Source organism: Paenibacillus sp. MER 180, from assembly GCF_023713665.1.
Classification (GTDB): domain Bacteria; phylum Bacillota; class Bacilli; order Paenibacillales; family Paenibacillaceae; genus Paenibacillus_B; species Paenibacillus_B suaedae.
In genome coordinates this window covers 189299-202865 of record NZ_JAMAVT010000005.1, presented here as the reverse complement: position 1 = coordinate 202865, position 13567 = coordinate 189299, and the positions used below count along the sequence as shown (strand labels likewise).

Sequence of the window (13567 nt, the reverse complement as noted above, 5' to 3'; positions counted from 1 at the left end):
GAAAGGGGCAACAAATGGCTAAACTTGTACTGATTCGACATGGACAAAGCGTATGGAATTTGGAAAATAGATTTACAGGTTGGACGGACGTCGATCTGTCTGAACAAGGTCTCGTTGAAGCGAGACAGGCGGGTGAGATATTGCGCCAGCATGGATTCGTCTTTGACACTGCGTATACTTCTGTGCTGAAGCGGGCCATACGAACCCTATGGATCGCACTGCATGAGATGGATCAGATGTGGATTCCTATCCACCATACATGGAAGCTGAATGAACGTCACTATGGGGCACTGCAAGGATTGAATAAGGCAGAGACAGCAGAGAAGTATGGGGAAGAGCAGGTTCATCTGTGGCGGCGGTCAGTGGATGTACGTCCACCTGCATTGGAGCCGACCGATTCACGCTATGAAGCAGCAGATCGGAAATATGCTTCCTTGCAGCCGGGTCAATTCCCGCTAACAGAGAACTTGGAAGATACGGAGAAGCGAGTGCTTGCTTATTGGCATGAGACCATTGCTCCGGCAATTCAAGCAGGGGAGCGGGTCATCATTGCTGCTCATGGCAATACACTGCGGGCGCTTGTGAAGTATCTGGACAACATCCCTGCCGACGGCATTGCAGATTTGAACATACCAACAGGGACACCGCTTGTGTACGAGCTTGATGAGAAGCTGACACCAACACATCGATATTACTTAGGGCCAGATGGGAAAATCCCAGCAGGCATTATCCCTGAGCACATATAAGCAACGTAAAAGAGGAGAGCGCCAATTGGTGGCTCTCTCTTTATTTGATTGTGTTGATTGAGCCTCGGATGTTGATATTCCGCTGTACCAAGTGTAAAGTAGAGACACAATATCAGTTCCTATATTACATAAGGACAACACCGAAGGGAGTTACATACATGGAACAACGTATGTTAGTGTTTGTTGGATCGTATGCTGAAGCAGATTCTTCTGGACTTTATGTATACTCGATGGATGAGAATACTGGTCAATTGACGAAGCTGGATGAAGCAGCAGGGTTGAAAAATCCAACGTTCATCAATGTCGATGTTGATCAGCAGAAGCTCTATTCCATTGGAGAATGTGTCATTGAAGATGGTTCGAAGACGGCGGAGGTAGTTAGCTTCGCAATAGATACAGCTTCAGGCAAGCTGACGCAATTGAACCGCGCCTTCTCACTTGATGCTCCGACATGCCATATTCAACGAGACTCTCAGAGCCGTTACCTGATTGTTGCCAGCTATCATGGCGGCCGCATTGGATTGGTAGAGCTCCTAGAAGATGGACAAGTAGGAAGCCAGCTTGATGTACAGCAGCATCACGGCCATGGCCCGCATCCGAATCAGAACCAGCCGCATCCGCATTCTGCATTTTTCAGTCCAGATGAGAAGTATATCTACGTGTCTGACTTGGGGATTGACCGGGTGAAGTGCTATTCCATAGATAAGGAGCGCCACGTGCTTGTTCCGCACGGTGAATATGAGGTTCCAGCAGGATCTGGGCCGCGTCATTTGACATTCCACCCGAATGGTCAATTCGTCTACGTCATCAATGAATTGAATTCAACGGTGAGTGTGTTCTCATACGATGCGAGCAATGGTGAGCTCCATGCGATTGAGACGGTGTCGACACTTCCTGTGGACTTCGATGGCGAGAGCTACTGTGCAGAGATCGCCATTTCAGAAGATGGAAAGTACTTGTATGGATCCAATCGTGGACACGACAGTATCGTTGTATACGAAGTACAGCCTGACACTGGCAAGTTGACGACTGTACAATTTGTTTCAACTGAGGGAGGTCATCCCCGTCATTTTGCATTGACACCTGGAGGAGCGTATTTGCTGGTTGCTAATCGGGACTCGAACAATATTGTCGTATTCCGTGTAGATAAGTCGACAGGTATGATTACCTCTACTGGACATTCCGTTGATGTGTCCAAGCCGGTATGTGTGAAGCCGGTGTACTACGTCAAGAAGTAATTTCTCTCCAGCGTTCAGATAGGGCAGTAAGGATAGAAGAAGCCGATATTCGCATCTGCGAGTATCGGCTTTTTGTCGTAAACGGTTGAATGATACGATTGAATGGAATGTAGTTGATTAGGATACCGAACGAGTCGTGTTCGCGTCCATTGCTGCGGCCGGAGTGGAGTGGTTCTCCCGTCGTTCACTCATGAGGAATATCCATACCCCAGCAATGAGAAGCACACAGGCAATAAATTGGGTAGTCGTTAATGATTCTCCCAATAGAAGCCACGCGAGAACGGTAGCACCTACAGGCTCGCCGAGCACACTCATCGAAATCGATGTGGCACTGATGTACTTCAACAACCAGTTGAACAGCATATGTCCAAGCACGGTTGGGATGACAGCCATTAATGCGAATAAGAGCCTTTCTCTAGCTTCATATCGAATAAAGGAGTAGCCTGCGGAAAGGTTGTAAACAGCCAACGCCAGACCAGCTACGAGAAAAACGGTAAAGTTATATACATAAGACGAGACGCGCTGTCGCAAATCCTGACCTAGCAGCATGTGTATGACGACCGAAATCGTACCCAGGATAGATAAAATATCTCCATATAACGCTTTCCCGGAAATGGCCATATCACCCCAGCCAATGAGCAGCATGCCGCATAGAGCAATCCCGATACCGATTAATGAATTGCTCGTCGATCGTTGTTTGAAAATCCAGAATGAACCGGCCATCACAAGAATAGGTTCCAAGGCAAGCAGAACGGTCGAGCTGGCTACCGTCGTATAGCGCAGCGACTCCATCCAGAGGAGAAAGTGCAAACCGAGGAAGAAGCCTGACAGGCACAGCCGCAACCAATCATTGCGCTGAACAGAGTTCCATTCGGATCGATATGTCCACGCCCAGGGCAGAAGCACGATATTCGTTATCAAGAGACGATACATGCCAATGACAGCGGCGGGGGCAGTTGACCATTTCACAAAAATGGCAGAGAAAGAGATTGCGATCATACCAACGATGAGCAGGGCATACAGTTGCGATGGTTTTCTTGAAGACATGAGCAGAAGACACCTCGGTATATGAATGAAATGGTAATCACAATGTGCTAGTATACACCAACTGCTCCCATCTTGAAATAAAAATCATGATTATCAACTTAAAAAGGCTGTGGACGAATAACCGTCCCCAGCCCTTAATAGCACATCATCAGCTTGTGATGAGCAAGTGAAGATAACTTCTATTTGGATTTCTGCACGTTGAGTTGATCGAGGCTTGCAAATTCATATCCTTGTTGACGTGCGCCATCAATAATGGCACCTAGAGCCCCGGCATTATCCTTCGATATGGAGTGTAGCAGAATGACCGCACCAGGATGAAGTTGCTTTACAACCTTATCATATGCATAGCTCGTTCCCCGTTGGGCATTAACATCCCAATCCAAGTAAGCCACGGACCAGAATACATTCGTGTACCCCATATTCTTCGTGATGGCCAGAGTCCGGTCATTAAAGATACCACGTGGTGGTCGCAGAAAAGGCATATCCTGCTTGCCCGTGACAGCTGATACAGCCTGTTTGACCTTATCCAGCTCGGTTCGAATCTGTTCATCCGATATGGTAGTCATATCTGGATGACTCCACGAGTGATTGCCGATCAGATGTCCCTCATTAATCATTCGCTTCAACAGATCTGGCTGTGTATTTACATAATGTCCAGTAACGAAAAAGATGGCTGGAACCTTCTTCGCCTTCAACGTATCCAGAATTTGAGCTGTGTATCCATTTTCATATCCATTATCGAAGGTTAAGTAAATCATTTTTTTGTTTGTATCACCGAGAAAAATAGCTCCGTGCTTCTCAATCGTCGGTTTGAAGCCTTCCTCGTCAATCGAAGGAAGCTTGCCGTTTACACTCTTCTTGAATCCAAAGTGAAATGCGGGACCCTGTCCGGCGTATGCGGCTGGCTGAATGCTTGCGGCAAGCAAGCAGAGGAGAGCAGTGGCAATCAGAATGCGTTTCATATGCAAATATACTCCTTGATGTAGGTTAGAATCGGTCAATCATGGCTTACTATTCCATATTTGCAGTAAACTTATACGCACTGATACCCATGCATTCCTAATGCGAATACGAGCAATCCTTATTTGTTGTGAGCCTGCTTCATCTTCTCCAACTCTTCCGACACGACGAAGGCAAGATCTTCGTTGTTGTACATAGACAGCACGGCGAACAGAGTGTCGTCAGGAATCGGTCCGGCCTCCTCCTTCGGAACCGTAAGATCAATTGCCTGCTGCAATCGATAGTTGTCGCCCTGCTTCGGGTATGCGCGATGATAGAGCTCGGCTGGATCAAGATCATGGTTCACACACCATTGTGCAAAGATAAGAATCATCATTTGCTCATCACGTTCATAATTGTCGATAATTTGTTGTTCTACTTCACTACGCGTCATTGCAAAAACTCCCTTACAAAGATTCATACAGCTTATTATAACGAAGATGAATTGTGATTCACAATCCTATTGCTCAATTGAGAGGGAGAGACGCTGCAACTGATCGTACCGTCATGCCAATTGGAGATGGATGATCATACTTACTTCGCTTAGCTTAGAAAGCGTCGGATATATACGGATGAAGTCGGGGAGCGAACTGCTCTAGAATTTCAATACTGTTGATGGAACCCGCAATAAATCCGTTATCGAACAATTCGCATGGTCGCTGATAACCTAGCAGCATGGTTGTGAGTGCTCTAATGTTCATGGACAGGGTGTTGGTCGTGTTGACAGCGGTAAGAACCTGATTCCTATCTTGAGAGTGAATAGCAGCTTGCCCGTTGTCAAAATGAATGACAACATTGTTCCACGGAGCCTGGTCGTCACTTATGTATATAGAGAGGGGAAGGTGTACAGGTACAGGTGCAAACGTATATTGCTGTAGAAATAAAGTGATATCTACAATTCGTGCCATGACAAATGGTTGTATGGTACGCACAATTCGTGGAAGGTTCAAGGCAAAAAACAGGCGCTCATTCTCACAAAGACGCATATTTACTTGCTCTAGCATAGAATCATGCTGACAAATATAATTCCATAGCCCCTGTCTAGAATCCCTTGTAACGCACATGAATTCATGTACATGCATAGCATTGTTTTTTATCTCATACAACATATACCCTTGAGGATGCGAATGCTCGTCATAATACACCGCCGCGGTGCGATTATGATAGTGATCAAGCCACCATTCGTGATCGCGAACGATCATACCTGAATGCTGCGATGACCATGCGTCATATACCGTTTCAATATCTATAGAATGCGTATCCTTGGTATAGCGGCGAACAACGCCTGTCGGTTCAGGGTTAAATGGAATAAGATCATGACGGGTAAATTGGCAGGTCATGCGGTCACTGAAGACTTCCCAGCCTGCTTTGCGATAGAAGGGGATGGAGAAAGGATAGAGCATGGATATAGAAGTTCCCGCGGCCTGCATCACACGTAGTGAGTGGTGCAGCAATTGCTTGGCATATCCTTTGCGTCGAAATTCAGGATAGGTGGCAACCCCACCGATTCCCCCCATTTTCAGCTTATTCTGACCAATATAGATGTGAAAAGGAAGGATATGAAGCTTCGCAGCGAGCTTGCCTTCATCGTACACGCCAAAAATCTCATGTTTCCCCATCTTATGCAAATATTCATCATAGTCTCCAGAATCAACGCTGTACTGGAAAGAATACTCGGATAGCGATATGGCTTCAGAAAACTGTTTCTTGTTCAAACGAACAATTGACATGAACAATCCTCCTCAATATATGATTGTGCAGCTATATATGATCTATTGTAGATGAAATAGACAGAGATGCAATGATTGAGTGAAGAAGGTTTGGTTGAAAACTTGGGAGTGGTAATATATGCAAATGGTGAAAACTTTCATGAAAATGCGAAATGTCATATTGCTCAATCTGAAAATCTAGATATAATGAAGTCAGGGCATGTCAAGGACGCAACAGCATGCTACTATGTGGATTGAATATGGATCTTCAGGGCAGGGTGAAATTCCTGACCGGCGGTATGGGTGCAGCTGCGCCCGAGCCCGCGACTCGCTGTTCGCTTACTCGGTTACTGTAACATGTAAGCATAGAACGGATGAACAGCGACTGACTTGGTGAGAAGCCAAGGCCGACGGTATAGTCCGGATGGAAGAAGATCTCGCACACGTTGTTTGGTACAACTGCATACAACAACAGGTCTAATGCGAATTTTTCTCTTCTGCATGTCTAGATCCTATATTCAACAACCTTGGAGGTTATTGAATATGGAACATCGTATCCAGGCCGACACACGCATGAGCGGCTCCGCAAGAGGAGTATGGTTCGTCGCGATGGGAGCGGCACTGTGGGGGATTGGCCCACTGTTCCGGGTATGGGTCATGGAGTCTATGACTTCCACCCAAATTGTATTGATTGAGCATCTGATGCTCGCCTTGTACGCGATACCGGTGTTATGGATGCACCGGAAAGAGCTGCGCAACTGCACATGGAAGCATGTACTGGCATTGCTGTTCCTGTCATGGGGCGGCTCAGTAATAGCCACCATTATGTTTACAGAAGCATTTGCACATGGTGATGCGAATGGAGTACTGCTATTGCAGAAGCTTCAACCAGTCTTTGCTATCATTTTAGCGCGGCTGTTGTTGAAGGAGACACTTCCGCGTCGCTTCTCACTGCTGCTTATTCTTGCTATTATCGGTACGTATTTATTGACTTTTGGATGGTCATTGCCAATTGGGCATTACAATGAAGTCATTGGCTTCAGCAGTCTATTGGCACTTGGAGCAGCATTCCTATGGGGCGGTTCCACAGTTATGGGACGGTTGCTTCTCGACAAAATGGAATATGAGACGGTCACATCGCTGCGATTTGTGATGGCACTCCCTCTGCTCATTGTGCTGACATCATGGGAGTCTCCAAGCTGGAATTTCGCCGCATCAGAATGGGGAACGCTGTCGTTCTACATCTTCTTGCAGGCCCTTCTTCCAGGATTGGTTAGTCTCTTGCTGTATTATCGCGGTCTATCCACTACTAAGGCCTCTTATGCGACTCTAGCTGAGTTGTCATTCCCATTGGTAGGGATGATGATGAACTGGTTCGTGTTCCATCAGGCGGTCACTGCAGCGCAAATTTCAGGCTTCGTTCTCATCTGGATTGCGTTGTATATGGTATCAAGACAAAATTAATCGGCGGTGGCAGTGCAATGATTCTTAATGAAGTTGCTGTCAATCGTCTTCCATAAATGATAAGAGACCCTGTCTGCTATGCCTTGAACGCATAGCAGACAGGGTCTCTTATGTTAGTTAGGTTAGAAGAAAGAATTGATAGCGACAAGAATGATGATAGCTCCGCTTAGCACCGTGCTGAATTGTCCTACTGTATAGCGTCCTATGCGAATGTTGGCCATCTTCTGCCCAAGCACGGCACCCAGCCACAATGTGACAAAACTGCCGATCGCTGCGGTTAGGGATATGGCGAGCGGTGATAATCCGATAAGTCCAGCACTTAGGCCATTTGTAAGCGCATTGGCAGACAGTGCAACGCCAAGCACAGCTGCTTCCCATAAGTTAATCGTCCCCGATTTATCCTTATCCGCTTCCTCTGGTCTCTGCAGCATTCGTTCTAGTGAAGAGTTTGAATTAGCTTCATTGCTTGCTTCTACTGCTGTGGTCTCCGTCGAGTTGCCATGGTGAGAGGTCAGTAGAACAATGCGGATGCCGACAATAAGCAGGATGAATGCGGCAAGCAAGGTAGGCAGTATACCAGGAAGAACCTGCGATATCCATTGACCGAACATGAGACCGGCCATACTGAAAATGAAGCAGATGAGCGAAATGAATAGATTCGAAAGCACTCCAATTCGTATTTTCCGTATTCCGTACGATATTCCCACCCCTAAATTATCTATACTCGAAGCGACTGCTAATCCTAAAATCATAATCCATTGCATGATGAATCTCTCCCTTGGTTAATTCCCTTTATTCGAAGTTATAAATGGTTGTTTATCGAATGTCATTTGCCGTCCTGTCAATCGTGAAGCATCTGCAGCACAGTTTCCCTCGGAGGCACGAACACTAGCTGATGCTCACTTCCTGCTGAATAGGGCAGGGGGGGGTTCGAATGACAATCTCCAAGCTGGAATTTGCGTTTGCTCATCTCATCTACGTAGAACACATTCCGAAATACTACCGATGTGCCATCCTCTTGATGGACTTTGGAACATTGCAGGCAGTAATACATAGCTGTTCAACTCCTTATTGTGGGTATAATCCGGTGCCGCTTGCAGCACTGTTGAGGTATCATATGTCACGATGTTGAGAGTTGTGAACCGGAATCGCCGAAATGTTGAAAAAAAATCAACAGAAGCTGATTGGCCTGTGATAGGAATCAACTGCATGCTGATGGGAGATGTGTTGAGGTATTGCAATGAATGCTTATCTGTCTACATCTGTGGCCTTCCTCGTTCAAACTTGGTCATACGTTGATGTCAAATTTATGGGGTAGGCTAGGCGAACTTATGCATATACATGTCATAATGAGAGCGAGAATGGGCAGTAGAATGTGCCTGCGACAAGGGGTGATAACCATCGGACAGAACAACCCACTCGGTGACATGTTGAAAAAATCGATGAAGGAGCATTCGCTCTCCATGCGCAAATTGGGGGAGCGGACTGGAATGGATACCGCTACAATTTCTCGAATTATTAACGGCAAGCAACCCGCTAAGATACACCATCTAACTTCATTTTCCAAGCATTTATCAATTCCCGTTGAACAGCTCATGGAGGCGGTTGGCGTCGAGTTCGGCAAATTGAGCACGGTACCAGTGGTACCGATTGGAGATGAATTACAGGAGGATAGCCTTCAATTCATACTCAAGTCCATACAGCTGCTTGATTATCCATTCACGAAGGAGCATGTACGTATAGAACTGGATAAATACGAGCAATACGCGCAAACCAATGAAGGAGATCGAATGATTCGCGACAATTTCCATGCCAAGGTGAAGGAAGTAAGCGGTTGGGGACCATTTATCGATCAATTGAATGATACGTACACCCAATATTGCAGCGAACAAGGAACAGTAGAAGAACGTGCCGTATTAGGAAGCGCACTGCTGTATTTCATTTTATCGGCAGACATTATTCCAGATTATCTGTTCCCAATTGGATATATTGATGATGTGATGGCAGTGCAGTTGGCGATGGAGAGACTGACGGCCCTTCAGGCTGCAGAGCGCATTGTAGAGAAATAGGGGTGTTCCAGGTCGGATGTTGACCGGAGCACCCCTAGTCTTGTTTCATTCTTGTTCGTTAATATCTACGCAATGAGCTTAATCAAGTTCGAGACGATGTGGCATCCTTATGCTCTTGACATTGCATATGGAAGGGTCGCATCCTCATATTGCTGCTGTTGTGGTTCTTCTGACATCGTGAAGGACAACGAAGCCCCATTCTTCAACTGCTCGTGATTAATATACAGGTTGGATACGTGCTCGCCATTTACTTGTACACCTGCTACATATTTCGTCTCCGAAGAGTTGTTCGGCGCCTCAATGACAATCTGTTTGCCGTTGTCCAGGTTGACAGTCATCTTCTTGAACATTGGTGTCCCTAGTACGTATTGCGGTACCCCTGGTGTAAGAGGGAAGATGCCCATTGCACCGAATACATACCAAGCTGTCAAGCTGCCGTTATCCTCATCGCCAGGCAAGCCGTCAGGCTGAGCACTGAACAGTTCGTCCATCGTCTTGCGCACCCAATATTGAGTCAAGGATGGGTAGCCTAACGCGGTATACACATATGGAATATGGAAGCTTGGCTGATTGCTGATCGCGAACTGACCGAAGTCAATTGCAGCCATTTCCGACATTTCATGAATTTCGAAGCCATAGGACCCTACCTTGAATTCTGGATCTGCTGCGAACAAGGCATCCAATCGCTCCTTCAACTTCTCGCGTCCGCCAATCAGGTCTGCCAATCCAAGAAGGTCATGCTGCACAGCCCAGCTGCTCTGCCATGCTCCACCTTCCGTATAAGGGCCACCCCATTCTGTAGCGTCGAACGGCTCCAGCCAGCTTCCGTCTTCGAGTTTACCGCGCATGAAACCGATTGTTGGATCATACAGGTGCTTGTAGTTGCGGGCACGTTCCATCAATTGCGCATATTCCGCATCGCGTCCCAGATGCTTCGCAATTTGTGCAATACAGAAGTCACCGTACACATAATCCAGTGTATTGCAGACACTCTCATGGGTATGGATGTCAGCAGGCAAGAAGCCATGCTTCAAGTACTCCTGCATTCCTTTGCGTCCTACACGATGATCATCCGCTACAGTCATCGCATGCTTCAACAAACCTTCGAAGGCAGTGGCAACATCAAAACCAGTAACGCCTTTGGCTACGGAATCTGCGAAGCTGACGTCGATCAACGTACCAGGCATCATGCTGCGCTCACCTGGGGAAGCCCATTTCGGCATCCATCCGCCTTCCTTATAAGCATTCACCCAGCCCTGCATCATTTCATTCATGAAGGACGGATAGAGCAGGTTGTACAGCGGGAACGAAGTACGGTACGTATCCCAGAATCCAATATCTGCGAAGAGAGGGCCATCTTCAATCTTCCCATTGTACGGGCTGAAGTGGATTTGCTTATCATTCGCATCAAATTCATGGATTTGATGTGGGAACAGGGAAGTCCGATACAGACAAGTATAGAACGTATCCAGCTTGTCCTTGTCATCACTCTCGACCTGAATGACGCCTAGCTGCTTCTCCCATACATCTGCAGCCAGCTTCTGTACTTCATCGAAGCTGCGCTCGCCGATTTCGCGATTGAGGTTGATGAAGGCCTGCTCTTCACTGATGAATGAAGTACTTACCTGAACGTGAACAACACGGTTGGCTGGCACGTGCAGTCCTACATATGCACCGAGGCGCTCATCTGTACCAGACAAGCCAGCAACCGGCTTGGATTCATGGTTCGTCAATCCGCTTGCATCTGCATCGATTGCGCAGTCGAACTTCACAACGAAGTACATGCGATAATTGTCAGGGGTTCCTCCAGCCTTAGCCGTCGTGTAGCCTGTCAGTGTACCGTTCTTCGGATCAATCTTCATCGAAGATTCACCAGGGAATGGAGACAGGATTAGACGAGACTGCTCAGGACGGTCAAAGGTCAGACGCACGCTTGCGCAGCGCGTCGTTGGCGTCAATTCCAATGTAGCCTGATAGCGCAGCATCCGAACCTTGAAATAGTCAGGACGCACGATCATGTCCTGTCTGCGGAAAGAGGAAGAACGCTCAGGTGCCCAAGCTTTCAATGGTCCGGATTGCGGCATAAATGTCATATGTCCGTAATCTCCAATCCAAGGGCTCGGCTGGTGGGTAAGACGAATGCCTTCAAATCGATTGTGATTCGGGTTGAAGAACCAGCCGCCACCGGCTTCAGTCGTCTGTGGACTCCATGCATTCATAGCAAATGGCATGGAAATAAGCGGCAATGTGTTCCCGTTGGAATAAGGATATATCGAATCCGTACCTTGAAGTGGGTTTACGTGAGATAGCAAGCTCATCGGTGTTCGCTCCTTTGTAGACAGTTGCGCAGGAGGAGCAATGAATACTCCAATCACACAACATATTAAATGTTATATCAAATATGACTTACACAATGTATTATATGACATAATTTCATTTATCTCCTATCATTAATTTAAAAAAACTCTCAACTTTTATGATACAATAATCTTAGCAAACAATCGAAAGATAAGAGGAGGTGAGCGGATGTATCCATACAATTTACAGGGGGATGAGGAGATATATGGAGACTTTCCGTTCACACTGAAGATCCATCATCTTGAAGCACCGGTTCCCGCTCATGTGCATCATTTTATTGAGTTTACATACGTTATAGAGGGTTCAGGCAAGGAGTTGATCAATGGGGTAGAGAAGGAGTTCACTCCAGGAACCTTCACCCTTGTATTCCCGCATCAGGTTCATGAGTTGGATATACGGGAAGGAGAGGAACTGAAGCTGTATGTTGGGGCAATCGGACTTAAGGCCTTCTTTGGGGCTGGAGAATCTCTGCTTGCGCTTCACAGCTTGCTCAAAGGCGCAGAGGGCGACAGCAATACGACATACCAACTGGATCCAAGCACCGCTGAGCGCATTCATCTGCTGCTTCAAGACATGTTTGAGGAAATGCAGGAGCATAAGCCTTGGAGCCGGATGATCTATCTTGCGAAACTTACCGAGCTATTCGTGTGGTTCGACCGATATCGTATCTCCCACCTTCATGAGGGTGCCCATACTGGCGAGGATCATTTGCGAAGGGGAATGTGGGAGGTTGTCTACTATGTATACCAAAATTTCAAAGAAGAGATTACGCTTGAGTCCTTAGCGCAAAAGTATAATTACAGCTCGTCCTATATTAGCACGGCCTTCAAGCAAATGGTCGGAGAGAACTACTACTCCTTCTTAGAGCGGATACGAGTGGCACATGCATGCAACTTGTTAATCAGTACGGATATGAAGATAACGGAAATAGGATTTGAGGCAGGGTTTCGTTCATATCCGACCTTCAATCGGGTATTCCAGAATCGAATGGAGACGAGTCCAACGAAGTACCGACAACAAAATCATATCGCATTACTAAAATCATGAGAAAAGGAGCCTCTATCGCGATAAGTACTATTGTACAACCGCTTAGAGGCTCCTCGCCTAGTTAATGATGAAGGCTATGGATAGTTGCATGGGACATCACATCATTGTCATGATACGGAACGGGTTGACCGTCTAAGAGACAGCGCCATTACAGACGCAGCTTAATCGACCGCTTATATAGTGGATAAAACCACTTCACACCACGAGGGGTTAAGGTATCTGCAATGAGATGGGAACCGTAGCTAAGTAAGGATACGAGCGCAATTCCTTCGAGCTCCAAGTGTTGTTCTAATCCCCAGCCAATAGCTCCCCATAAAAGAGCAGCCCAGATGGTGTGGGATAATCCCCGATGATTCAGCCATGGCACCCAGGCAACGAATACGCCCAGGCCGATGAGCCAGCTCCAGCCAAGCAGGATGCCGCCTATGAGCATGCTCCCACCGACACAGCTGACGATGATGTTGCGAATTAACCCTTCCTTCGCTACAAATCCGAGCAGAAGCACTACAATTGTAAGAACGATGGCCTCTTGGCTTAACGAACCATTCGCTCCATATTGATAGATGGCACCTGCAGCACAGCATACGCCAAGCCACATCAATAGAGTATGTACCCGTTTGGCAGCCTTGCCAATTCGTCTGCTTAGTATGCTTGGGCCATCAAGATCCGCGCTTAGCGCAGATAACGCAGCAACTGCGAGGTAGATGGACGCATTCTGAATGGAGAACGGGTAATGCGCCGCAGCTGCGGCTCCGATAGCCACACCGATACTAAGGTGTGTTGAACCTTTCATACAATCTCCTTTCTATACGTGCACACGTCGTTCATCAAGGCAAACATACGTTTGCTAATCTATTATAATTCGATTCATTAAAAAATGAAATATAATG

General features: G+C 46.9%; 13 protein-coding genes and 1 riboswitch. Of the genes, 5 read left to right on the top strand and 8 right to left on the bottom strand.

The window, feature by feature from the left end:
* Positions 1-14: 14 nt before the first annotated feature.
* Complete coding sequence (gpmA, locus tag M3661_RS10290; RefSeq protein ID WP_065291178.1) at positions 15-746, top strand: 2,3-diphosphoglycerate-dependent phosphoglycerate mutase; 732 nt, start codon at positions 15-17, stop codon at positions 744-746.
* Positions 747-904: 158 nt separating this feature from the next.
* Positions 905-1984 (top strand): lactonase family protein, encoded by a 1080-nt coding sequence (locus M3661_RS10285; protein ID WP_251484417.1) that lies wholly within the window; start codon positions 905-907, stop codon positions 1982-1984.
* A gap of 117 nt (positions 1985-2101) precedes the next feature.
* On the opposite strand, the gene M3661_RS10280 is transcribed toward M3661_RS10285, so the two are convergent.
* The 4 genes from M3661_RS10280 to M3661_RS10265 form a co-directional block, all read right to left on the bottom strand.
* Positions 2102-3031 (bottom strand): DMT family transporter, encoded by a 930-nt coding sequence (locus M3661_RS10280; RefSeq protein ID WP_251484415.1) that lies wholly within the window; start codon positions 3029-3031, stop codon positions 2102-2104.
* Between the two features lie 179 nt (positions 3032-3210).
* A complete protein-coding gene (pdaA, locus tag M3661_RS10275) occupies positions 3211-3993 on the bottom strand; it encodes a delta-lactam-biosynthetic de-N-acetylase (RefSeq protein ID WP_065291175.1) in 783 nt (260 codons plus the stop codon).
* A gap of 119 nt (positions 3994-4112) precedes the next feature.
* Positions 4113-4424 carry a hypothetical protein gene (locus tag M3661_RS10270; protein ID WP_065291174.1) on the bottom strand — a complete coding sequence of 104 codons (312 nt, stop codon included), beginning with the start codon at positions 4422-4424 and terminating at the stop codon, positions 4113-4115.
* Positions 4425-4578: 154 nt separating this feature from the next.
* The gene (locus M3661_RS10265) at positions 4579-5760 is read right to left on the bottom strand and encodes a GNAT family N-acetyltransferase (protein ID WP_251484412.1); all 1182 of its coding nucleotides are present in this window, start codon (positions 5758-5760) and stop codon (positions 4579-4581) included.
* 239 nt (positions 5761-5999) lie between these two features.
* Positions 6000-6179, top strand: a riboswitch (FMN riboswitch).
* A 103-nt stretch (positions 6180-6282) separates the two neighbouring features.
* Between M3661_RS10265 and M3661_RS10260 the strand changes: the two genes are divergently transcribed.
* Complete coding sequence (locus tag M3661_RS10260) at positions 6283-7203, top strand: DMT family transporter (protein WP_065291172.1); 921 nt, start codon at positions 6283-6285, stop codon at positions 7201-7203.
* A 122-nt stretch (positions 7204-7325) separates the two neighbouring features.
* Here the strand turns inward: M3661_RS10260 and ytaF are convergent, their stop codons facing one another.
* Both ytaF and M3661_RS30720 read right to left on the bottom strand, forming a co-directional pair.
* On the bottom strand, positions 7326-7967 hold the full coding sequence (gene ytaF, locus M3661_RS10255) for a sporulation membrane protein YtaF (protein WP_251484409.1): 642 nt from the start codon (positions 7965-7967) through the stop codon (positions 7326-7328).
* Between the two features lie 77 nt (positions 7968-8044).
* Positions 8045-8257, bottom strand: coding sequence for a DUF3973 domain-containing protein (locus M3661_RS30720; RefSeq protein WP_021253678.1), 213 nt, complete (start codon positions 8255-8257; stop codon positions 8045-8047).
* Between the two features lie 307 nt (positions 8258-8564).
* Between M3661_RS30720 and M3661_RS10250 the strand changes: the two genes are divergently transcribed.
* The gene (locus M3661_RS10250) at positions 8565-9272 is read left to right on the top strand and encodes a DUF1232 domain-containing protein (RefSeq protein WP_251484406.1); all 708 of its coding nucleotides are present in this window, start codon (positions 8565-8567) and stop codon (positions 9270-9272) included.
* Between the two features lie 107 nt (positions 9273-9379).
* Here the strand turns inward: M3661_RS10250 and M3661_RS10245 are convergent, their stop codons facing one another.
* Entirely contained in the window at positions 9380-11590 is a 2211-nt protein-coding gene (locus M3661_RS10245; RefSeq protein ID WP_251484404.1) for a GH92 family glycosyl hydrolase, read from the bottom strand.
* A gap of 208 nt (positions 11591-11798) precedes the next feature.
* On the opposite strand from M3661_RS10245, the gene M3661_RS10240 reads away from it, so the two are divergent.
* Entirely contained in the window at positions 11799-12677 is an 879-nt protein-coding gene (locus M3661_RS10240) for an AraC family transcriptional regulator (protein WP_251484385.1), read from the top strand.
* A gap of 148 nt (positions 12678-12825) precedes the next feature.
* Here the strand turns inward: M3661_RS10240 and M3661_RS10235 are convergent, their stop codons facing one another.
* On the bottom strand, positions 12826-13470 hold the full coding sequence (locus M3661_RS10235) for a metal-dependent hydrolase (RefSeq protein WP_251484382.1): 645 nt from the start codon (positions 13468-13470) through the stop codon (positions 12826-12828).
* Between the last annotated feature and the right edge of the window lie 97 nt (positions 13471-13567).